We start from the raw sequence: 21,397 nt of genomic DNA, 5'->3' as shown, positions 1-21,397 counted from the left end.
CGGGCGCGAGCGTGATCGCCCGGGCGAGCGTGCCGCCCGCGTCGACGAGGCGCGCGTTCAGCGCCGGCGCGCCGTTCACGGCGTAGTGCACGTCGGCCCAGGTCACCTTCGCGGTCGACACCAGGCGCATCTGGTAAGCGCCCGGCGTGAACGCGGCACGCACCTCGGGACGGAGGGCGCGCGGCTCGAAGGTGAGCGGCACGATCCGGGTGTAGGTCGCCGTGTCGTTGCCCACGCCGCGCGCGAAGTAGGTGAACGAGTAGGTCAGCTCGTCGTCGGCACGCAGGGCGAACGGACCGGCCACGAACGTCCCGTCGGCGCCCTTGCGCATGCGCACGTTCGTGCCGCGCGTGCCGTTGATCGTGAGGTGCAGATCGGCCCAGGCGGTGTTCACGCCCGGATCGAAGACGATCGACTGCGTCGATTCGTCGAGGCGCTCGGCCACGTGCGCGGCGTTCTCGAGCGCGGCGGTCGTCGGCGCGAGCGCCACCTCCGGCTCCACCGGCACGTCGCACCCCACCGCCGCGACGAGGCACACCATCCCCACCACCTGGAACCGCTTCATCGTCACTCTCGCTTTCATGGCTGGCCGTGGACGTCGCGCTCGACGAGCGTCTCGTGGTCCGGGAAGCAGCAAGCACCGTCGGGCCTCACGAGCCCCGTGGGTGCCGAGCGCGTCCCCGTGTCTGACCGAATGGCACCTGTCCGCGGTCTCGACCGCGAGTGTCATTACTGCGATCCGGGAGCGGCAGGTGTACGTTCGCGCGCGATTTCGATGTGACATTTCGACGAGAGCCTCACGAAGCTCACGCCTGCCGCCGGCGACGCTCAGGAGCAGCGGCGCTTCGCCTCGTCGGTGTACGCGAGCGGCAACACCCGGGCCATCGCCGCGGCGAGCTGGTCGCGCGTGTACGGACGGTGCAGCACCGCGACCACGTGCAGGGCGGCGCAGATCTCCTCGTCGGTGACCGTGTTCAAGGGGAAGTCACTGAGGAGCAGGATGGGCAGCCGACACTCGGTATCGCGCAGCGCGGCGAGCCGGCGCAGACCGACCAGGCCGAGCGTGAGCTCGTCGGCGATGAGCGCGTCCGGGTAGGCCACGCGAGGATTGTAGGCGGCCGCGCCGTCCAGGTAGTGGCGCAGCACCGCGTCGCTCTCGAGCGGCAGCACCGAGTAGCCGAGCCGTGCCAGCTCCAGGGAAAGGCGATGGCGCGAGCGGTAGTCGCGATGCAGCAGCACCACGAGCTGCCCGCGAAGGGGGGAATCGAAAGAACTGCTGTTCAACTTGAAGCCCACGACGAACCTCCTGCATGAGCGCGCCGGCGAGCGAGCGCCAGGCGAGCACGATCGAGATACAGATAGACGACGGGTGTCGCGTACAGCGTGAGGAGCTGCGACACCATGAGGCCACCCACGATGGCCACCCCGAGCGGCACGCGCAGCTCGGCGCCCGCGCCGGTGCCGAGCGCCAGCGGCAGCGCGCCGAGGAGCGCGGCCATGGTCGTCATCATGATGGGGCGGAAGCGCAGCACCGCGCCGCGGTGGATGGCCTCGGCGGGCGAGAGCGACTCGCTGCGCTCGGCCGTGAGGGCGAAGTCGATCATCATGATGGCGTTCTTCTTGACGATTCCGATCAACAGGATGATGCCGATCATCCCCATGATCGAGAGATCTTGCCCGAACAGATGCAGCGCCAGCAGCGCACCGAGCCCGGCCGACGGCAGCGTGGATATGATCGTCAGCGGATGGATGGCACTCTCATAGAGGACGCCGAGCACGATGTAGACCGCAATGACGGCCGCCAGGATCAGCCATGGCTGGCTCTTCAGCGAATCCTGAAACGCCTGCGCCGTACCCTGGAACGTGCCTGTCATGCTGACAGGCATGCCGATTTGGGCCTCGGCGCCGCGGATTGCTGTAATCGCATCGCTCAATGACACGCCGGGCGCCAGGTTAAACGACAGCGTCGTCGCCGGCAACGCGCTTTGATGGTTAATAGTCACCGGAAGCACGCCGGTCTTGACGGCGGCGAGGATGCTGAGCGGGATGAGCTTCTGCGTCGTCGTCGAGCGCACATAGAGATGCGCCAGCGCCTCGCTGTCGAGTTGGAAGCGAGGATCCAATTCCTGGACGACGTGATACTGGCTGACTTGCGTGAACAGGGTCGCGACCTGTCGCTGTCCGAAGGCGTCATAGAGGATATCGTCGATGGACTGCACGCTGACGCCGAGGCGGGCCGCGGTGGGCCGGTCGATGACGAGCGTCGCGCTGGTGGCGGCAGGTTGCTTGTCGGAGGTCACATCCCGTATGCCGGGGATGGCGGACATCGCCTTGGACAGGGCACTCGACCATTTGTCGAGCTCGGCCAGATCACCGCTCTGCAGCGTGTACTGGTACTGCGCCGCCGAGGCCCGGCCGCCGATCTGGATGTCCTGGCGGATCTGCATCGCCAAGGTCAGGCCCTCGATGTTCGCTGTGGCCGCCTTGATGCGCGACATGATCTGGAACGCCGTGGATTTCCGGTCCGAGAAAGGCTTCAGGTTGATCTGGATCTGCCCGATGCTGGCCGAGGGACTGGGATTGATCCAGTACACGGCATTGAAGACGTCGGGGTCGGCGGACGCGATATGCCCGAGTTCCTGCATCTTGGCCGACATCAGGTCGAAGGAGATGTCGGTCGCGGCCTGTGCCTGGCCCTGGATGAACCCGTTATCCTGCTGCGGCAGGAAGCCCTTCGGCGTGACCGTGTACAGCCACAGCGTTATCCCAAGGGTACCGACCGTCACCAGCAGCGTCAGGATTTGATGCCGCAGCACCAGGTCGAGGTAGCGGGTGTATCCATCCGTCACGGCATCGAACGTCCGCTCGGACCAGCGGAACAGCCGGCCGCGGGGCTTGTCGTGGCTGTCGTCGATCAACCAGGCGCACATCATCGGCGTGACGGTGAGCGAGATCAGCCCGGACATCAGAATGGCGACACTCACCGTCACCGCGAATTCCCGGAATAGCCGCCCGACGATGCCGCCCATCAGCAGGATAGGAATGAAGACGGCGATCAGCGATACCGTCATCGAGATGATCGTGAAGCTGACCTCGCGCGAACCTTCGATGGCCGCCTGGACCTTCGTCTTCCCCATTTCGAGATGGCGGATGACGTTTTCGATCACCACGATCGCGTCGTCGACGACGAATCCCACGGCGATGACCAGGCCCATCAGCGAGAGGTTGTCGAGGCTGTAACCCAGAAGGTACATGACGCAGAACGTACCGAGCAGCGATAGCGGGATCGTGATGCTCGGGATGATCGTCGCCCAGACGTTGCGCAGGAACACGAAGATCACCGCAACGACGAGGGCGATGGTGATCAGCATCGTGAACTGGACGTCGTCGACCGACGCCTGGATGATCTGTGTACGGTCACCGACGACGGACAGCGTGACCGCTGCGGGCAGCCCGGCCGACAGCGCCGGCAGCCGGTCCTTGATCGACTGGATGGTGCTCAGGACGTTGAAACCCGCCTGCTTGTGGATGTCGATCATCACCGCGCGCGTGCCCTGCAACCAAGCGGCCTGATGGATGTCCTCAGGCGCGGTGACGACCGTGCCGAGATCGCTCAATAGGACGGGGGCGCCGTTGCGATAGGCGATCACCATGCCGCGATAGGACGGCGCGTCGATCAACTGATCGGTCGCGTCCAGTACGACTGTCCGGTCCGCATTGCTCAGCGTACCTTTGGGCGCGTTGACGGTCTGCTGGCCGATGGTGCTACGGACGTCTTCCAATGTGAGGCCGCGCGCAGCAACCTTGTCCGGATCGAGCCTGATGCGGACCGAGGGCCGCTGCGGACCGTGGAAGTCGACCAGGCCCACGCCCGACATCTGCGACACCTGCTGCGCGATGACGTCTTCGGCATAATGGTCGAGTTCGGTGGTGGGCAGGACGTCGGAACTGAGCGACAGGGTCAACAGGGTGAATTCGGCAGGATTGACCTTGTGGAAGGTCGGCGGGTTCGGCAGGTTCTTGGGCAGCGTGCCTGCCGCCGCGGAGATCGCCGCCTGGACGTCCTGGGATGCGGCGTTGATGTCGCGGGTGAGGTCGAACACCAGGACGATGGATGAGCGTCCGGACGAGCTTGTGGAGGTCATCTGGGCGATACCGGACACGTTGGTGGCCAGCGAGTTTTCTAGCGGAGTCGCCACGGCGGTCGCCATCGTCTCGGCGCTGGCGCCGGGCAATTGGGCCGAGACCTGGATGGTCGGAAAATCGACCTGCGGCAACGGCGCCACCGGCAGCATGAAATAGGCGACCGTCCCCAGCAGCACGAGGCCGAGCGCGAGCAGACACGTTCCGACAGGTCGGCGGATGAACAGTTCCGAGATTCCCATCACTCCGTCCTTGCGGCAGCCGACGCCGTCTTGCTGTCGGACTGGGTGACAGACACCAACCTGTCCTGCACCAGACGCGATTGGCCGGAGAGTACGACGTTCTCGTTGGGTTTGAGGCCGGACAGCAGCGCGGTGACATCCCCGACAGTGGGGCCAGTCTTGATCTTCGCCAGCGCAACGGTGTTGCTGGGGCCGATCACGAAGACATAAGGGCCGTTCTGCCCGTTCTGGATGGCGGCCGATGGCACGACGGTGGCGTTCCGATCGGTCCTGGCGATTACGCGCGCCGTCACCAGTTCGCCCGGCCACAGCCGGTTGTCCTTGTTCTCGAACTCCGCCTTGAGTCTGATCATGCCGGTCAACGTATCGACCTGGCTGTCGATCACGGTCAGCCGACCGGTCGCCAGCAGTTGCGATCCGTCGCGGGTATGGACCGTCACAGGCAGCGGCGCTTGCGACTGACCGGCAAGGAGGTCCGGAAGCTCGTCCTGCGGCAGCGAAAATTGGACCGAGATCGGATGGATCTGGGTGATCGTCACCAGCCCGGAGGTGTCGTTGGCGTGGATGATGGCGCCTTCATTGATCTGCTTGAGACCGACCCGTCCCGCAATAGGGGCGACGATGCGCGTATAGCCTAGATTGATCTTCGCGGTATCGACGGCGGCCTGATCGCCCGCCACGGTGGCCTGCATGATGGCGACCTGCGCCTTGGCCTTGTCGGCGGTCTGTCCGGTGCCCGCACCGGAGACGGTCAGCTTGGCGGCGCGGGCGTCTTCGACGCGGTCGCTGGCGAGTTGCGCCATGTCCTTCTGCAAGGTTGCATCGGCGCCGTCGAGTTGCGCCTTGTAGGGACGGGAATCGATCTCGGCGAGCAGGTCGCCGGCCTGGACGTCCTGCCCCTCGACGAAGGCGATGCGCTGCAACTGACCATCCACGCGTACTTTCACGTCGACCTGGTTGAGGGGGAGCACGGTTCCGAGACCAGAGCGTTCGATCGGCAGGTCGCGCACGCTCGCGTGCACGGCGGTGACGGGGACCGCGGCCGACGCTGCTGGCGATGCGGCAGGCTTCGACGTCTTTCCGTGCAGATAGATACCCGCTCCCGACGCTCCGAGCACGCAGAGGATGGCGACGAACCGCCAGCGTCTAGTTTGCGGAGGACGCTGCAGCGGCAAGCCTGAATCATTCAGATTGTTCGAAATGCTCACGTTCATTCCTTCATGCGAGACTAGATGGCGCCGGGTGCGTCGGCGAAGCCGCCGCCCAGCGACCTGAACAGGCTGACGGCCGCCTGCAGGCGCTGCAGGCGGACCTGCAGATAGCTGTCTTCGGCCTGAAACAGGGTGCGTTGGGTGTTGAGGACGGTCAGGTAGTCCGAGCCGCCGAGCTTGTATTGCTCCTCCGCGAGCGCCTGGGCGCGTCGCGCGGAAGTGACCGCTTCCAGATTTGAGGCTGCGAGCGTCTTGATCCTGCGCTGCGCGGACAACGAGTCCTCGACGTCCTGGAACGAATTCAGTGCGACCTGTCGGTACGTCGCCGCGAGTTCAGCCGCCCGTGCTTGATCGAAGGCAAGCTGACCCTGCAGTCGGCCTCCATCGAATATCGGTTGAACGAGACCGGCGGCGGCGTCGGTGATCAGCGTCGTCGGCGACGTCTTGCTCAGGGATAAGGCTGAGAGACCATCGCTTCCGTTCAAGGTCAGGCTCGGGAGAAACGCCGCTCGCGCCGCTCCGATGTTGAAATTTGCGGCGATCAGGCGCGCTTCCGCCGCGCGGATGTCGGGACGACGCTCCAGCAGCGACGACGGCAAGCCGCTGCGGGGGCTCGGAGGCACGATCTTGCCGAGGCCGCGGGCGCTGACACGCAGGCTTCCCGGCGGGGCGCCGACAAGAACCGCGAGCAGATGCTCGCTTTCGTCGAGTTGAAGCTGAAGTACGGGCACTGCCGCAGCGAAGGTTGCGGCGGCGTTGCGTTGCTGCTGTACCAGTAGCTCGGCGGCCGTGCCGCCGCTCTTCTGCAATTCGACCAGCGACAGTATTCGTCTGGCGTCTTGGGCGATCCGGCTCGCCTGATCGATGCGTTCCCTGAGCGACAGGATCTGGAAGTAGGTGTTTGCCACGGTGGCGGCGAGCGTGATCGCCACCGTGTCGGCATCGGAAGCCGCTGCGTCGACGAGGCTCCCGGCCGCGTCGGCCCTCGCGCGATTTTTGCCCCAGAAATCGACTTCGTAGCTCGCGATCGCAAGCACGTCCTGCGTGCTCTTGGTGGAGAACCCGGTGCTCCGGTCGAGCGTGCCGTTGAGGTCGATAGAGGGAAGCAGAGGCGCCAAAGCGATCGTCGCCGCGCTCCGCGCTTGCTGGATCCGCGCGATCGCCGATTCCAGGTCGAAGTTCTCGCCGAGTGCGGCGATCTCCAGTGATGAAAGCTCTGCGCACCGGAATTCACGCCACCAAGACCCATCAACCTCAACCCGAGCTGCCGACGGCCTTGTCGACCAGACGGGCAAAGTGGGTACGTCGGGGCGTTCGTAGATCGGGACCTGCGAACAAGCGGCGACCGCGACGATCACAGGAGTGACGGCGATCCAACGCAACCGATACGCAAAGCAACTAAGAATTTGACTGAATGACATTTAGCGCCAAGTGATGTTGCGACGCAAAAATGCATAGAACGCCAGCCTTAGCTGCGACTTAGGGATTACGGACGCGCAATGCCGAATGGCTCAGCGAGACGATACGGTTGTCACGGAGAAACTATGGAATGCTTCCTTCTGTAAGCGCCTTTAGCTCATCAATCTCGACTGTCTTGTCATCGAGGTCCTTGACAGCAACCTCTTCGTAGCCGTCCTCCTGATACTCCCTCGCCTTCGCGAAGGCCGTTTGCGGCGTGGCCGTGATGACCGCAACAACCGATCCTCTAGTCATGACCGCGCTTACTCGATAACCCATGATTGTCGTCCCCTAAGTGACGGACATATCGGCGCCGATCTTAGCTTGTAAACAAGCCCACGAATTCTGCACGCCAGACCTCATCGAACGACCGTGTATTTGAATGCCGGAGGAAGACATGCCGAGATATCATTTCCCGATTGTGGATGGCACCAAGCTTCCTGACCCGGTTGGGGTGAAGCTCCAAACCATAGCGGGCGATACAACAAGCGGAGATAAACTCCGTATGCGATCGGCATCATAGGCGTTGTGCGCCAGCGCGATGTTTCGAGGGGCCAAGAGGATCGAGCAATGTGTCGTCGATCTGCCCGTCACGCGCCTGTCCGGCAGTTAGGCCGAACTGAAACGAGAGGCCTTGCGCGTCGATAACGACGAGGAATTTGCCCGCGACGTGATCGGCCGAGACAACGGTGAGCCCGCACGCGTGCACCCGCACAAGAATCTGCTCGGCGCCACGGTGTGGCGCGGGAATCTCATCGAGGCGCATAGCGACAGCGACTGACAATACGTATATGGATGATCCATGCCACGTAATGGGGAAGACGCGCGCCGGCGCCTGCAACAGGCGACACTAGAGCTGTTTCAAGAGCGCGGCTACGAGCGACCACAACGGCGGAAATCGCCGCCAGAGCTGGCGTTACGGAGCGGACATTCTTCCAGCACTTCACTGACAAGCGCGAGGCGCTTTTCTACGGAGAGGAGGTGTTTCGCGACGCCTTGACCGAGGCGGTTGCCCGGGCGCCTCAAGGGCTGGCCCCGATGGATGTCTTGATCTGCGCGTTCCGCGCTATCCAGCCGATGCTGGAACAGAATCGTCCCTTCACCGAGCCGCGGCAGGCGATCATCGTCCGCACTCCTGCATTGCAGGAGCGCGTGCTGACAAGACAGCACACTTGATTGTCGCTCTGTCTGCTGCGCTGGGCCGCCGGCTTTGACGACGGTATAACGACTCTTGCGGCTCAGCTTGGGATGGCCGCCCGAGGCTATGCTGCGAAAGCCTGGTTTCGTGATACAGGGCCCGGCCTGGATCAGCATCTGACTCGCGCTTTTGACGCATTACGTGATTTACCGCCGACCACCTTTAGAACCGACTCGAGCGTCGCCTGACTTCGGCCGGGGCTGACCAACTGCTTAATAGCTGTCAGTTTCCGAGGCATGGTTCGTAGTCGCAGGTAGACTGGAAAATTGGCGCAACCGGACGGACTGTGGGCATTTGGCCCATGACCCTTTCCAACAATCTTGGTGGTTTCCAATTATTGGTCCGCGGCCTAATCGAGGTGCCGACGTCCGATCCCTAAGTCGATGCTAATTGTTGTGGTCCATCCAAGGAACGAAAAACTGGGCGGACAGGCCGCTTTGTCAAGTTGACCGACCGATCGAATCTTGGGAGCAACCCCATTTCCATAACAGCCAGCGTTGCGGCCTTCGTCATCGCGACGATCTCCAAGCTCGGATACGCGGGCATCGTGGCACTGATGGCTCTGGAATCGGCGTGCATTCCGATCCCGTCCGAAATCATCATGCCGTTCGCCGGCTACCTTGCATCGATCGGTCGCTTCAACGTTCTGTTGGTTGGGATCGCCGGCGCGGTCGGCTGCAATCTCGGTTCGACGGTCGCCTATGCGGTAGGTGCTTATGGAGGTCGATCGTTCGTCGAAAAATGGGGTCCGTACCTGCTGATAGGTAGCACCGAACTCGATCGCGTCGACCGCTTCTTCGTGCGGTTCGGCCCGTTGGCGGTCTTCATCGGACGGCTACTGCCTGTTGTCCGGACGTTCATCTCCCTTCCGGCCGGCATCGCCGGAATGCCGGTCTGGAAATTTCCAATCTATTCATTCCTCGGATCGCTGCCCTAGTGCCTGGCGCTGGCATATGTCGGCGCAGCGCTTGGTGAGGCATGGAATACGACGCCTTGGCTTCATGATCTGATTCACTCGCTCGATATCGCGATCGCATGCCTGATTGCGTTGGCCATTGCATGGCACGTCTGGCGGGTGCGGCATTCTTAACCGCAAGAAATGGCAACGGCCTCGGTCCCTAAGGGCCAGCTAAGTCTCAGCCTCGACCTTCACTGCACGAATCGTTCGTGTCTCGTCTTGCACACCTTGTGAAACGATGGGCTCGGCCACTTATCTGGTAATGGATTAATGGACATCGACGACCAAGACTCCGAGCCGCCCCGTGTTTCGAATGCCAAAGACGCCTGGAACGGATTGCGATTGGTAACTGAGCAGCAAGTGTCCTTCGAAGTGCGTGCCCAAGATGCCCCTTTAGCTGGATGGATTATTATCGCGCAATGGCCGAACGGTCGTGAAGAGCAACTGGTGGGTGTATTCACCGATAAGCAGTTCGCGAATTTATGGATTAAGCACCAGTCCCAGATATTCATTCGACACCGAAATGCAGAACTGGAATAGAAACAAGGGCTAAGAAGAAGCAACGCTTGGAGGCCGACGTAACTCTGCTTTTGGAGACGTCGACTTGGATCTTCCTTCATCATGATGTCGTCGCGCTTAATCGTTCCGCAGAGGATATTGCCGCTGGCTGCCTAAGGGTCAGCTAAGTCTCACCATCGATCGTCACCCCACGAATCGTCCGAGCCAATTCTGCGTGCTCGATGCGCAAGACTGGGTCGGACCCTTGTCTCGGTGGGGTAGATGGACATTGACGACAAAGGCTGCGAGCAGCCCTGTGCTTCTGATGGCAATCCAACTCGGAAGAGGGCGTCTGCATTCCCGCTCATCGGTTTTGCCATCTTGGCTAGGATGGCCTTTGACGGCGTCAACCTGTCGCCTCTCTTCGAGATGTTGAGCGATAAGGTCGCCGACGCGACGGCGCATCCAGGAGAGCTCATGGACCTTTCCGTGATCGCCCAATTGCTAAATCTGAAACAGCAGGGGCTGTCGATCCAGCGAAAGATACTGGCGCGTCACCGTCTTTTTCGCTCGCCCTGCTACACTCGTCGCCCCGATCTTCGGGTTCTCGCGCTGGCTGCGTCGATCGATATTGGCGGCAATACGCCGATCGAGTTTCTGCTGGAAGGATCAGCCATCGAACTCACGACGCTGTACGTCGTACCGGGCACGGAGTTGCCGTCTCCGTTGCCTATGCATGACGTTGCGATTGTAATCGCTTCTGATTCCGAGGACTGCAGAGCCGCGCTCGCGGAGATCGACCGGATCGCAATGACTTGGCCAAAGCCACTCTTAAATCGACCGCATCTCGTTATGCAACTAGACCGGGACAAGCTCTATAGGCTCCTCGTTAATATTGACGGTCTTACAATGCCTATAACGATCTGCGCATCGCGGAGCGACCTCACGGAAGCCATGCGCGACCAGCGCTCGCTAACTGATCCACCGAGCGAGATGAGCTTTCCGCTCATTATTCGGCCTCGAGGTTCGCACGCCGGAAAAGGTCTCTCCAAGATCGATGGTCCCGATGGCTTGCACGATTATCTGTCCAAGAGGCCGGAAGAAGAATTCTTTGTTTCGCAGTTCGTCGACTATGCTGACGATTACGGCATCTTCCGAAAGTACCGTATAGTCGCAGTCGACGGCAGGTTCTTTGCCTGCCATATGGCGATCGCCGACCAGTGGGACATCTGGTATCTCAACGCCGGAATGTTGTTCGACTCCGGCAAGCGTGCCGAAGAGAAATCCTTCATGGAGACATTCAATACCGCGTTCGCATCGCGTCATGGCCGTGCGCTAAGCATGATGCTGGAGCGCATCGGACTCGATTATTTCACGGTCGATTGCGCGGAAGATCGCAACGGTAACCTGCTCATTTTCGAGGTCGATAACACCGCCGTTGTGCATAATATGGATCCAGCAGACATCTATCCATACAAGGGTCCTCAAATGCGAGCGATATTCAGCGCGTTTTCAGCGATGTTGGTGCGCGCGGCCGCTCTCCCGACGAGCAATCATGGCGGCGAAGGAAGGCCACGGCAGCGATAAGCAAACGTTTGGGAGAAGTGCGCCTCAGGCAGCGTCGAAAGCCGGCATTTCCAGAATCGCTTTGACGCCGCGCGCATCGGGTCGGTTCGTGATGGCAATGCTCATTCCGCTGCGGTCTGCGGCGGTCTTGGCAATAGCCAGGCCGAGCCCGGTGCCTACAACGTCCTGCGAGGCGGCCTTGAAAAAACGGTCGAAGATGAGGGGCAACGCGACCTCCGGAATGCCGCAGCCGTCATCAGTAATAGTGATCGCGACTATGCCTGCATCGCGCCTTCCTCCAATCGGGATTTCTCCTCCCGGCTCACTATAGCGCAGCGCATTGTCGATTAGATTGGTGAGTACAAGCTGGACGTCCGGCGGCCTCGAGACAACCCGAATGCCGTCTTCGACGTCGACGGAAAGGTGGACGCTCTTCGCTTCTGAAATGGAGGTAAAGCCCGATGCGACAAACCGGATCAGCGTCGCCACCTCGATCTCCTCGAGATCTCTTTCCGCGGATGCGTCGGCGCGGGCCATCGTGAGCAACTGATTGACCGAGTAGACGGCACGCCGGATGCCGGCGAGCAGATCCGTGGCCATTTCCCGGATCGGGGTCGCCAGGTCCTGCGATCGAAGGTTGTCGATCTGGATCTGCAGCGGGGCGAGAGGCGTCCGCAATTCATGGGCCGCGTCCGCCACGAAGCGGCGCTTGGTCTCGAGCGCGTGCTGGTGCCTTCCGATCAACGCGTTCATCGCCCTGACCAGCGGTGTGATCTGCTCGGCACGCCGTTCACTGTTAATCGGCGTGGGGGCCCAACGCCGATCGGCGAGCCAAGATATTGATCTAGCAAGCGATGGAGGGGTCAGTCTTGGGCGCTTATTTACAGCCATCCGGGCAATCGACAAGGGCCATCCTTAAAAATCACCTGTAAACTGTTAAAGTCCAGGCGCCCGCTTGGTAGCGTCGCCGATCCGTCGTTCTCACGCGCAGAATGCGAAGCGTGCCGTTATTCGTCTTTGACGAAGGTCGCGAACTTGTCAGCGTAATCGGGATGCCACCGCGACAATGCCGGCCGATTCTCGCCAATGTCGCCGACGGCCCAGAGGATGCGGCGCTCGTCGAGGCGTCGCGGCACGTCATTGTCCGGGCAGAGAATGTAGAAATCCCCGGCGGACAACCGCTCGATCATGAAATTGACCGTCTGCTCCGGCGTCCAGGCGGCGGCTGGCTTTTCCGCCCGGCCGTTCGCCGTCAGACCGGTGAAGACAAAGCCCGGGATCAGGAGATGGGCGCTGAGCTGCGCACCGGCCGTATTCCGCAACTCATGCTGCAAGGCCTCGGTGAAGGCCTTCACACCCGCCTTGGAGACATTATAGGCGGGATTTCCCGGGGGCGTTGTGATGCCCTGCTTGGAGCCGGTATTGATGATCAGGCCCTGCCGCCCGCGCGCAATCATGCCGGGCACGAAGATCTGGCTGCCGTGGACGACGCCCCACAGATTGACGCCGAGAACCTTCTCCCAATTCGCCAGCGGCCCCAGCGCTGCGGTGTCGGTCTGAATGCCCGCATTGTTCATCAGCACATCGGTGCCGCCGAACCGTTCGCGAACCGCCGCCTCCAGACGGGCGAGATCGTCACGAAGAACGACGTCGGCTTCGGCTACCATGACATCGGACGCCCCGCCGGGAGCCACGGCGATTAGCTTCGCTTCGGCCTCAGCGAGGCGGTCGGCTCCGATATCGGCGATGCAGACGCGCATGCCGCGGCGAACAAATTCGGTGGCAGCGGCGAGACCTATGCCGGACGCGCCTCCCGTCACAACAGCAACAAAACCTGCGGACAGAGCGGCATCAGACATTGTATTCTCCAGATTTTTCAACGGTCGTTGTGATGTCGCCGCTTCCAACGCGGGGCGACGACGCCCCGCCGGCGAGCGCTTACCTTTGGAAAGTGGCGATGTTCAGACGTCGGCCTGCAATTCGTCGCTCATGCCGCCCTTGCCGGCGGCCCAGCCGCTTCGAGTTCGGCAACCTCGGCATCGTTGAAGACGGGGCTGCGGGTCAGGAAGCGCACGCCTTCAGGTGCCTCGACGGAGAAGCCAGATCCACGGCCCGGTACCCCTCTGACGTTCGTGGGGACGGACCGGTCTGCTAATTTCGGTTTGCAACTGCGTGATGAAATCGTACCGGCTATGCTGGAAGAAGTGGCGGCGATCCGGTGCGCGTTGATCGAAAACAGTAAAGTCGAACACCTTCAACGGCACACGTGTCCTGAAAGTGCCGATCGCGATGGAATCGCCGATGCTGGGACGCAGTTGGCCGACAACGGTTGCCTTAGAGAAAGCCGCGTAGAACACCGGAATGAACTCTACGTTCATTCTGCCGACCTGTGTCCTCTCTGACGGCGGTGGGCCTAGCTTGGCCGCGCCGCTGGCGTTGAGAACCTCTTCCGTCAGATCATCACGCATTAGGCGGGGCCCGGTAGAGCGTCTGGGGTGCCGGAAGGTCGGATAGCGGCTTCACAGCAACGCAATCCAAATCTTCATTCTTCGTCCTTCGGGGTGCAGTGCCGCGGCCTTGCCGCAAGCTGCAGCAGCGTGGCTGATGGTCGCCGGCTGGCTTTTGTGCACTTCTGGCAGCGCAGGCGGCTGGCCAGGTCGTGCAAGCAGGTCGTCGGCGGATGGTTGAGCGCGGCCATGTCGACTTCGTTCGGCGACTTACAGCGGGAGCATTCGATCTGTAGCCATGGATATCCGTAGCACGCGGGCGCCCGAGCGCCGAAGCCGCCGGCTACAAGCTGCTGATCATCGACGAGCTCGGCTATGTGCCGCTCTCCACGACCGGGGCCGAGCTGCTGTTCGAGGTCTTCAGCCAGCGCTACGAGCGCGGCAGCACGTTGGTCACGAGCAATCTGCCGTTCGACGAGTGGACGTCGGTGTTCGGCTCCGAGCGGCTCACCGGCGCGCTCCTCGACCGCCTCACGCATCACGTCCATATCCTCGAGATGAACGGCGACAGCTTCCGGCTCGCTGACTCCAAGCGCCGGTCACGCCGAGCGCGGTCAGAACCGCCGTTGGACGCGGCGCCTAAGGAATGAAACGCGACAAGCAAGAAGGCCCCCGATATCGGGGGCCTTCTTGCTTGCGTCCGTGCTGCACTTTTACTCCGGCCAGCCGCTGTAAAATCTCTCCGGCATTGACACCATCAACAAATCCAAATTCCCGAGGAATTTTGTACAAAGTCGAGCTAAGAGCGCCAATGCTGTCCGCAAGTGCCGCAACGGTCAGTGCGCCAGGGTCATCCGGTTGCGGCCGGAGGATTTAGACTGGTAGAGCGCCAAGTCAACCGCTTCGAACAGGCTTCCCGGATCCTGCGGTCCCCTGAATAGAGCCAGCCCTAGCGATGCCGTGACCACCTTCTCGCTGCCATTGCCGGAATGCGGAATGGCCGCTGTCGTCAGGCCGCTCCTGATCGACTCAAAAAAGGCGATCACCCCGCCCTCGGTCTGGTTCTTGCATGCGATCAAGAACTCTTCGCCGCCGATCCGGAAGGCCATTTCGTCGCCAACGATCGGAGGTGACAGCAACGCTCCGATCCGGCGCAGCACCCCATCGCCGGCCGCGTGGCCGTAAGTATCATTGTACGCCTTGAAGTTGTCGAGATCCATGATGGCAACGGCCTTTATCATTCCGTCATCCGCAGCCTGGGCGAATTCGGGAAAGTAGCGCGCATAGGCGCGGCGGTTCCTGAGGCCGGTAAGCGCATCGATCTTGGCGTTCCAAGCTTCCGTCCCGTCAGTATATATCCAGATTCGGCCGAAGTCTTCGCCTTCGCATTTGAAGGGAACACTGCGACGCGAGATGATCCTGCCGTCGCGCAGGTGCAGCTCGTCTTCCGAGTACTCGCCCGTTCCGTAAAGTCGGACGACCTGTTGCATGAACTTGGCGGGATCGTCCATCTGCCTGGCGAGGTGCTCGACGATATGTTGCCACTGGGCAAGCATCTGCGGGGCAGGCCCCACAGCCGCTCGAAGACCTTGTTTGTATAGAGCACCGAATGGTCCGCTCCGACCAGCATCACGCCGTCGGGAAGGTTGTCGAGTGTCCGCTCGAAGAGCGACAGCACTGGCCGTTCGCGGTCCGCACCCGCGACCATTCCGGCCTCTGACCACTGCTGCTCTGCCATCTACACCACATTCCCGTTCGAGGAATCGCTAACTAAGTTAAGATGCTTGAATAAGCGTTAACTGCCGGCGCGGAACTAAGCGTCGATCAATATCGACGGGCCTGCTTTGGCGATCGCGACAATCGTCGAGGCGAATGTACCGAAGGGTGATCCCATCTGATGGCCGGACGCTGATCGTGCGCGCTACTCTGCGCGTGACCGGCGTGGTGGCGGGCATGGGGCTGACGAGGCATGTTTGCTGCCTCCGCTCCGTCATCAGCCCGTGTTTCAGGCCTTGTTTGACCAACCAGACGTTGACTGGGTAGGCCAGCGCGAAGCCGGCCATGCCCCCCAGCGACATCGCGCCCCCAGAACAACAACTCCGGGGGCTCGATGGGGCGCATGTCCCTGCCTATCATCTGCAGGCTCATCACTGGCGCCACGCCGGCCATCGAAGCCGTCAATCCCGAAACCGGCGAAATCATCACCCAAGGATAAAACAACGAGCCACGCCCTCATGGAACTGGCCCCGATCGGGGCCAGTTCCATGAGGGCGTCACACAAGCCAGTGGCCTGCTTTACTCCGCCATACTGGCCTGGTTTTGCTCCGCCGTTGACACCCATCCGCCAAAACTATCCAACTCGGTGACTCTGAGGAGTTCATGGCTGCGGACAATGATTTTCACCACAAGCTTTACGTGGCGACCGACGAGCAGGGAAGTGCGGCCGACGCGTCGGCCGGTTCGATCCGAGCGCCGCAACCAGCGCCTCGGGGCGCGTCACGGAACCGTCGAGAGCATGCTGACGTCGAGCTGAGCAGCGCCCCCAATACGGGATATATTATATAACGATTTCAATAACATATGAGTTCGCAGTTTTATTCTGAATGGCGCACCATTCCCAACAAGCAACCACTTGAGTTATTGAACTTATTGCCTTTTTCGAGGTGGATCGATACACCGCGCTCTACACGGTCCACTACACAGAGTAATTTCCCTGCTTCCATATCTTACTACGACAAAGACCGGCATCCACGGCTATCGACGGCGCGTGCCTGCCGCGCTTAGGGTTGCCATAGGCAAGACCGAGATCGTCAAGAGCTTTGAGAGTGGGGATCGGGGCGTTGTGAGGCTGCGGCACGCTGAGTTTCACGCTTCAGTGGAGCGTTGGTTCTCGGAAGCGAAAACCGAGGCTGGTGTCAGCGGCGACCTGCTCTTCGAGGCTGCTGTCCGCTCTCTTAGATCGCGAGGCCTGCCTAACTCTGACAACCCCGATGCTTGGACCGTAGACGACCGCGATACTGCGGTGGACATCGTTTTGACCGACGCTGGCATCGGAAGCCTCGATGAGCTTGAGGAAGCCTTGGAGACCACATCTTCGGAAGAACGAGCGAAGTTGCGGCAAGTCTCTACCGAGGTCGCCATCGTACAGGGGACGTTGGGCCGCCCGAGACCGAAGCTCAGCTATTGCCTGCGGCTGCTGTTAGAGGACAAATCCAGAGGGCGAGACGTTAATCGAGGCGACTGGCTCCGTTATAAGCGAGAGCGAAACCGTATTGTCGCAGAACTTGTCAAGATGATCGGCGACAAGGAAGCAACTGCCGTGACCCGGACCGATGCGCGGTCGTACCTCACCAAACTGGAGGGCGAATACGCGCCCGGCTCCGTGCGGAAGCAAGTGGCGTTTGTAAAGGCGCTCCTCGAATGGAGCTTCACAGAGTTTCAGCTTACCGCCCGTAATCCATTCGAGAAAATGACGGTCGTCGTGCCGGAGGATGACAGCGAACTGGGTGTATCGTTCGAATACTCCGAAGTCGGAACTCTGCTTGCCAAGGTTGGCACCATCAACGACGAGCTTCAGGAGATCATTCGACTGCTCGCCTGCACTGGGGCAAGGCTTGGTGAGATATGCGGCCTTGAACTTCAGGAAATAGACACGGAAAAATCGACCATCTCCCTGCGATTCAACTCGATCGGAAGACTTAAGAACAAAAAATCGATCAGGATCGTACCAGTCGTAGATCAGCAATCAATGCAAGCTCTGCGAGAGAGAGGTCACCGAATTGCGAGTTGCAAGCCAGCCGAAGCTGTCCGCGGGCTTTCTAGAGGCTCTTGTGGCCATGAGAGAAGCCGTACGCACCGTCACATTTCCATTCATCTAGACGGAGCAAGGGCTCACCATCACCGTTGATCCTGATCTGCTTCCTCCGCTCCCGCTTGAGGGTCATCCAGAACCCTCCGAAGAGCCGTCCCACCTGATCGAAACGGGTCACCTGCTCGTCGAAGATGGTGAAGCGCCGGGTCAGCATCCTGCTGCGTGGGTCAACAAGGGGTTCAAGGCCGTCGTCGAGGAACTCAATGTCCGCTGCATCAAGGAACGCATTCAGCTCCTGTACCGCGACCCGATAGTCTTGGCTGATCTCCGTGTCGTCGTAATCGAAGAGCTTCTTGCTCTTCCTTGTCCGCCGGGTCTCCGCTGAGTAAGTCCGAGCGACCCGCGACAGCAGGATCACCTCCCCGCTTGGATCAGACGCAAAATCAGCCAGCTTGAGCGCCAACGGCTGAACCATGTGCGCGAACCGTTCCGTTGGCCTGATGGAGCTTACCTCGCCACGGATGGCGTCCGATATTTGCCGCTCCAGAAGGCCTTCCTCAGCAAGCAGATCAAGCAACTTCCGATATGGCTTCCCAAATGCTCGGTTGTCGTACCTGTTCTTGCCTTTCGCGCCGTTCCGGGTGTTCACGGACAGCCAGCCTGTGGGGGGCGGGCTAAGAGTAGTGTAAGCCAGATTGCAGACCACCCCCTCGATCATGCGCTGGTGGTTGTTTTGATCGTCGGGACGCCGTGCCCGCACCCTCTGCTCGCGGCTTTCAACGACCTGCAAGATGTCAGTGACGAGCTGCTGCAGCGGCTGGCCCCGAGCGATCAGCCATTGATCGAACCAGCGATGCTGAACTGGCTTCGGTGGCTTCCTGCTGATCGTCGGTCGTGGTCCCAGCCTATCTTCAATTCCCAGTCCATCGTCCAGCATCAGGCGTATGCAGCTCTCTTGAGTTCGTGGTGTGCAGGCCTTCCACACGACAATGGTGGGCTGAGCGCGGCGCTGTTGCAAAGGCGGCGGCGAGGTCGATTGAGCATGGGTTCGGGAAGCGTTCAAGCCCGGCGCACAACGCCGTAAACATCATAGAGCAGCCTCGGCCTCAACCAAGCTGAACCGTTGAAGGCCTCCACTGCGCCACTAGCGAGCAGTGACCCACTACACAATCGACAACCACCCCCTCTACACAGTCAAAAATTTCGAGATAAATTACCTATGTAAATCAATTAGATAATCGCGTGTCGCTGGTTGGGTCATGCTGGCCAGGGGCACCACTAGCGAGCTTTCCCTCCGTTATTCATAAGCCGCGATGAAATCCGCGAGGTCGTCGCCGAGCAGGTTGACGTGCAGCCGCATCGCGGCGTGGGCGCGTTCGGCATCATGGGCAATGAGCGCGGCGATGATATCGCCATGCTCCTTGATCGTGGTCTCGAAACGGTGCGGCTTGTGGGTGACGCGGCGCAGGAACGGCGCGACGCGGTTGCGCAGCTGACGGGTCTGTTCAGCGAGATAGACGTTCCGCGCGGCGTCGTGGATGATGCCGTGAAACTCCATATTGATCGCGTCGAATTCCCCGGCATCGACGCCTGACGCCGACACCATCAGCCGCTCGTGCACCGCCTGCATCTGCGCCATCTGTTCCGCCGACATCCGCCGCGACGCCAGCCGCGCGCACAGGCCCTCCAGCTCGGCCATCACCTGGAACATCTCGAGCAGCGTATTGACGCCGATCTTGCGCACGATCACGCCCTGGCGGCTGCGCAGGTCTACCAGGTCATTGGCGCCGAGCAGCCGGAACGCCTCGCGCACCGGCGTCCGCGACACGCCGTAGCGCTGCGCGATCTCCTGTTCGTCGAGGCGGTCGCCCGGCTTGAGAGCGCCTTTCAGGATCGCCTGCTCAAGCTCACGGTGCACCACCCCGGCGAGCGTTTCGCCCACCTGCTTAGAAACGAGGCTGTCGACGGCCACTGCCGCAATCTTTTTCGCCATCTGTGCATGCCTTAAAGAAAGATTTGCATACATCGAATTGTGCAGGGACGCCAAAAGCCGTCGAAGCGGGATGTTGCTGGCATCATTTTACGGCAAATACCGGCTATTCGCAACGATCTCCTGATGTATGCACGCTGGCACAGAACTTGCGTAACTCATGGCGAGAAGACCAGAGCGGGGCGTGAACCCACGTCCGACGTCCCGCCGCCGGAGACCATGGATGACCATCACGGTACCCACTTCGTTGCCACGGCCAAAGACGAAGACATCGTCGGGCACGATGTCGCTGGCGTTCCTGACGTCGGACACCGCCATTACCGTGCTGTCGGTGATCTCGATCATCGGCGTCTGGTATCTTGGCTCCTGGGCGCTCTCCGCCAAGGTGCTGCCGGCGCCGCACATCGTCGCCGGCGTGCTGATCGAGGAGATGCAGAAGGGCCAGATCTGGATCGACATGGCGATCACGCTCGGTCGCATCTGTGCGGCCTTCTTGATCGCGATGACCGTTTCGGCCGTGCTCGGCTTCACGATGGGGCTGTCGCACGTCGCCGGCGTGTTCTTCCGCGTCTGGGTGGTGTGTTTCATCACCATCCCGGCGCTGGTGATCATGCTGACCTGCTACATGGTGATCGGGCTGAACGACAGGGCTGCGATCCTCGGCGCGGCGATCCCGATCATCCCCATCCTGACCATCAACATCCGCGAAAGCGTCAAGGGCATCGACCTGCGGCTGCTCGGCATGGCGAAGGCGTTTCGCGCCAGCCGCCAGCAGCAGATTCTTGGCGTCGTCGCGCCGCAGATCGCGCCGATCCTGCTGGCCTCGGCGCGCTTCGGCCTCGGCCTGGTCTGGAAGATGATCCTGTTCGCCGAACTTCTCGGCCGCGGCGACGGCATCGGCTACCGCATCGAGTTTTACTACCAGATGTTCAACATGACCGAAGTGTTCGCGCACGCGCTGAGCTTCGTGATCGTGATGCTGTTCATCGAGGTGGTGATCCTCGGCACCATCGAGAAACGCATCTTCCGCTGGCGCACCCAGTAATCCCGGAGATCGCAAGGGCATCGCATGGCACAGATCGATCTCAGAGATATCCGCAAGGAATTCCGCGGCCGCGGCCCTAACAAAGGCTGGCTGGCGCTCGACGGCGTCGACCTGTCGCTCGAAGTCGGCGAGATCGTCGGCATCCTCGGCCCGTCCGGCTGCGGGAAATCGACGCTGCTCAACATCATTGCCGGACTCGACCACGCCTATGACGGCACGTTCACGATCCAGGGCAAGAGCATCGAGGAGCAGATCGCCGCAGGCTTCCGCGTCGCTTATGTGTTCCAGGAAGCCCGCCTGCTGCCGTGGAAGACAGTCCGGGCCAATGTCGAATTCGCGCTGAAAGCCTCGAAGTTTCCGGTCAGCGAATGGCGCGACCGCGTCGATCGCGTGCTCGGCCTCGTCGAACTCGGCAAATTCGCCGAGTTCTATCCCGGCCAACTGTCCGGCGGCATGCAGCAGCGCGCCTCGATCGCGCGGGCCTTTGCTATCGAGCCTGACATCCTCCTGATGGACGAGCCGTTCAGCGCGCTCGACGAGATGACCGCGCGGCATTTGCGCCAGAGCCTGCTCAACATCTGGTCGGCGTTCCGAACCACCATCCTGTTCGTCAGCCATAACGCGGTCGAAGCCTCCTTTCTCGCCGACCGCGTGATGATCATGGGCAACGGCCCCGGTGGCAAGATACGCCAGGAAGTCAGCATCGACGGCGTCCAGCGGCCGCGCTCCTACGAAGACACCGACCTCTTTGAGAAAAGCAAAGTCGTCGTCAACGCGCTGAGGGCTCATTCCGGGCGTTCGGAAATCACTTTGGCCTGAAACATTCTTTC

At 61.2% G+C, this 21,397-nt stretch carries 20 protein-coding genes and 5 pseudogenes; 9 read left to right on the top strand and 16 right to left on the bottom strand.

Translation table 11 applies throughout. The features are described 5' to 3' along the window. From JWQ24_RS07705 to JWQ24_RS07675, 7 genes and pseudogenes are all read right to left on the bottom strand, one after another. Window positions 1-565: hypothetical protein (locus tag JWQ24_RS07705; RefSeq protein WP_299806298.1), on the bottom strand; the 565-nt coding region annotated here is incomplete at its 3' end. A 263-nt stretch (window positions 566-828) separates the two neighbouring features. Further along, window positions 829-1,296 (bottom strand): hypothetical protein, encoded by a 468-nt coding sequence (locus JWQ24_RS07700; RefSeq protein WP_299806296.1) that lies wholly within the window; start codon window positions 1,294-1,296, stop codon window positions 829-831. Next, a complete protein-coding gene (locus JWQ24_RS07695; RefSeq protein ID WP_299806294.1) occupies window positions 1,281-4,385 on the bottom strand; it encodes an efflux RND transporter permease subunit in 3,105 nt (1,034 codons plus the stop codon). Before JWQ24_RS07695 ends, JWQ24_RS07700 begins: the two co-directional genes overlap by 16 nt. Beyond that, window positions 4,385-5,593, bottom strand: coding sequence for an efflux RND transporter periplasmic adaptor subunit (locus JWQ24_RS07690; RefSeq protein WP_299806291.1), 1,209 nt, complete (start codon window positions 5,591-5,593; stop codon window positions 4,385-4,387). Before JWQ24_RS07690 ends, JWQ24_RS07695 begins: the two co-directional genes overlap by 1 nt. A 20-nt stretch (window positions 5,594-5,613) precedes the next feature. Next, a complete protein-coding gene (locus tag JWQ24_RS07685) occupies window positions 5,614-7,017 on the bottom strand; it encodes an efflux transporter outer membrane subunit (protein ID WP_299806289.1) in 1,404 nt (467 codons plus the stop codon). A 121-nt stretch (window positions 7,018-7,138) separates the two neighbouring features. Next, window positions 7,139-7,333 carry a hypothetical protein gene (locus JWQ24_RS07680; protein WP_299806286.1) on the bottom strand — a complete coding sequence of 65 codons (195 nt, stop codon included), beginning with the start codon at window positions 7,331-7,333 and terminating at the stop codon, window positions 7,139-7,141. Between the two features lie 219 nt (window positions 7,334-7,552). Further along, window positions 7,553-7,706 (bottom strand): annotated as a pseudogene (locus JWQ24_RS07675) (IS5/IS1182 family transposase); the annotation flags it as partial. Here JWQ24_RS07675 and JWQ24_RS07670 point away from each other — a divergent pair. From JWQ24_RS07670 to JWQ24_RS07650, 5 genes are all read left to right on the top strand, one after another. Further along, complete coding sequence (locus JWQ24_RS07670) at window positions 7,689-7,835, top strand: hypothetical protein (protein ID WP_299806319.1); 147 nt, start codon at window positions 7,689-7,691, stop codon at window positions 7,833-7,835. The pseudogene JWQ24_RS07675 and the gene JWQ24_RS07670 sit on opposite strands and share 18 nt — an antisense overlap. Before the next feature lie 200 nt (window positions 7,836-8,035). Continuing rightward, the gene (locus JWQ24_RS07665) at window positions 8,036-8,230 is read left to right on the top strand and encodes a hypothetical protein (protein WP_299806284.1); all 195 of its coding nucleotides are present in this window, start codon (window positions 8,036-8,038) and stop codon (window positions 8,228-8,230) included. Between the two features lie 467 nt (window positions 8,231-8,697). Further along, entirely contained in the window at window positions 8,698-9,189 is a 492-nt protein-coding gene (locus JWQ24_RS07660) for a DedA family protein (protein WP_299806280.1), read from the top strand. A gap of 291 nt (window positions 9,190-9,480) precedes the next feature. Continuing rightward, window positions 9,481-9,750 (top strand): hypothetical protein, encoded by a 270-nt coding sequence (locus JWQ24_RS07655; protein WP_299806278.1) that lies wholly within the window; start codon window positions 9,481-9,483, stop codon window positions 9,748-9,750. A 240-nt stretch (window positions 9,751-9,990) separates the two neighbouring features. Beyond that, a complete protein-coding gene (locus tag JWQ24_RS07650; protein ID WP_366521419.1) occupies window positions 9,991-11,295 on the top strand; it encodes a hypothetical protein in 1,305 nt (434 codons plus the stop codon). Window positions 11,296-11,319: 24 nt separating this feature from the next. Here the strand turns inward: JWQ24_RS07650 and JWQ24_RS07645 are convergent, their stop codons facing one another. The 5 genes and pseudogenes from JWQ24_RS07645 to JWQ24_RS07625 all read right to left on the bottom strand — a co-directional run. Next, complete coding sequence (locus tag JWQ24_RS07645; RefSeq protein WP_299806276.1) at window positions 11,320-12,027, bottom strand: HAMP domain-containing sensor histidine kinase; 708 nt, start codon at window positions 12,025-12,027, stop codon at window positions 11,320-11,322. Between the two features lie 254 nt (window positions 12,028-12,281). Then, the gene (locus tag JWQ24_RS07640) at window positions 12,282-13,133 is read right to left on the bottom strand and encodes an SDR family NAD(P)-dependent oxidoreductase (RefSeq protein ID WP_299806274.1); all 852 of its coding nucleotides are present in this window, start codon (window positions 13,131-13,133) and stop codon (window positions 12,282-12,284) included. A 128-nt stretch (window positions 13,134-13,261) separates the two neighbouring features. Further along, window positions 13,262-13,393 (bottom strand): annotated as a pseudogene (locus tag JWQ24_RS07635) (DUF779 domain-containing protein); the annotation flags it as partial. Then, window positions 13,353-13,742 carry an RES domain-containing protein gene (locus JWQ24_RS07630; protein WP_299806272.1) on the bottom strand — a complete coding sequence of 130 codons (390 nt, stop codon included), beginning with the start codon at window positions 13,740-13,742 and terminating at the stop codon, window positions 13,353-13,355. The gene JWQ24_RS07630 and the pseudogene JWQ24_RS07635, both read right to left, overlap by 41 nt. Window positions 13,743-13,816: 74 nt before the next feature. Continuing rightward, a pseudogene (locus JWQ24_RS07625) lies at window positions 13,817-14,023 on the bottom strand (hypothetical protein); the annotation flags it as partial. A gap of 45 nt (window positions 14,024-14,068) precedes the next feature. On the opposite strand from JWQ24_RS07625, the pseudogene JWQ24_RS07620 reads away from it, so the two are divergent. Further along, a pseudogene (locus tag JWQ24_RS07620) lies at window positions 14,069-14,371 on the top strand (ATP-binding protein); the annotation flags it as partial. A gap of 186 nt (window positions 14,372-14,557) precedes the next feature. Here the strand turns inward: JWQ24_RS07620 and JWQ24_RS07615 are convergent. Further along, window positions 14,558-15,232: a GGDEF domain-containing protein gene (locus JWQ24_RS07615; protein WP_299806269.1), complete on the bottom strand. Its 675-nt coding sequence runs from the start codon at window positions 15,230-15,232 to the stop codon at window positions 14,558-14,560. A 50-nt stretch (window positions 15,233-15,282) separates the two neighbouring features. Next, window positions 15,283-15,429 (bottom strand): annotated as a pseudogene (locus JWQ24_RS28565) (PAS domain-containing protein); the annotation flags it as partial. 1,059 nt (window positions 15,430-16,488) lie between these two features. Here JWQ24_RS28565 and JWQ24_RS07605 point away from each other — a divergent pair. Then, window positions 16,489-17,628, top strand: coding sequence for a tyrosine-type recombinase/integrase (locus JWQ24_RS07605; protein WP_299806266.1), 1,140 nt, complete (start codon window positions 16,489-16,491; stop codon window positions 17,626-17,628). On the opposite strand, the gene JWQ24_RS07600 is transcribed toward JWQ24_RS07605, so the two are convergent. Both JWQ24_RS07600 and JWQ24_RS07595 read right to left on the bottom strand, forming a co-directional pair. After that, window positions 17,540-18,469 carry a hypothetical protein gene (locus JWQ24_RS07600; protein ID WP_299806264.1) on the bottom strand — a complete coding sequence of 310 codons (930 nt, stop codon included), beginning with the start codon at window positions 18,467-18,469 and terminating at the stop codon, window positions 17,540-17,542. The two genes, JWQ24_RS07605 and JWQ24_RS07600, sit on opposite strands and share 89 nt — an antisense overlap. 360 nt (window positions 18,470-18,829) lie before the next feature. Then, the gene (locus JWQ24_RS07595) at window positions 18,830-19,525 is read right to left on the bottom strand and encodes a GntR family transcriptional regulator (protein ID WP_299806261.1); all 696 of its coding nucleotides are present in this window, start codon (window positions 19,523-19,525) and stop codon (window positions 18,830-18,832) included. A gap of 220 nt (window positions 19,526-19,745) precedes the next feature. On the opposite strand from JWQ24_RS07595, the gene JWQ24_RS07590 reads away from it, so the two are divergent. Both JWQ24_RS07590 and JWQ24_RS07585 read left to right on the top strand, forming a co-directional pair. After that, on the top strand, window positions 19,746-20,567 hold the full coding sequence (locus JWQ24_RS07590; protein WP_299806259.1) for an ABC transporter permease subunit: 822 nt from the start codon (window positions 19,746-19,748) through the stop codon (window positions 20,565-20,567). Window positions 20,568-20,591: 24 nt separating this feature from the next. After that, window positions 20,592-21,386: an ABC transporter ATP-binding protein gene (locus JWQ24_RS07585; RefSeq protein ID WP_299806257.1), complete on the top strand. Its 795-nt coding sequence runs from the start codon at window positions 20,592-20,594 to the stop codon at window positions 21,384-21,386. The last annotated feature ends 11 nt before the right edge of the window (window positions 21,387-21,397 follow it).

The organism is Tardiphaga sp. (genome assembly GCF_028290495.1).
Lineage (GTDB): Bacteria > Pseudomonadota > Alphaproteobacteria > Rhizobiales > Xanthobacteraceae > Tardiphaga.
Note: the sequence above shows the minus strand (reverse complement) of the source record. Positions and strands in the feature narration are given on the sequence as shown.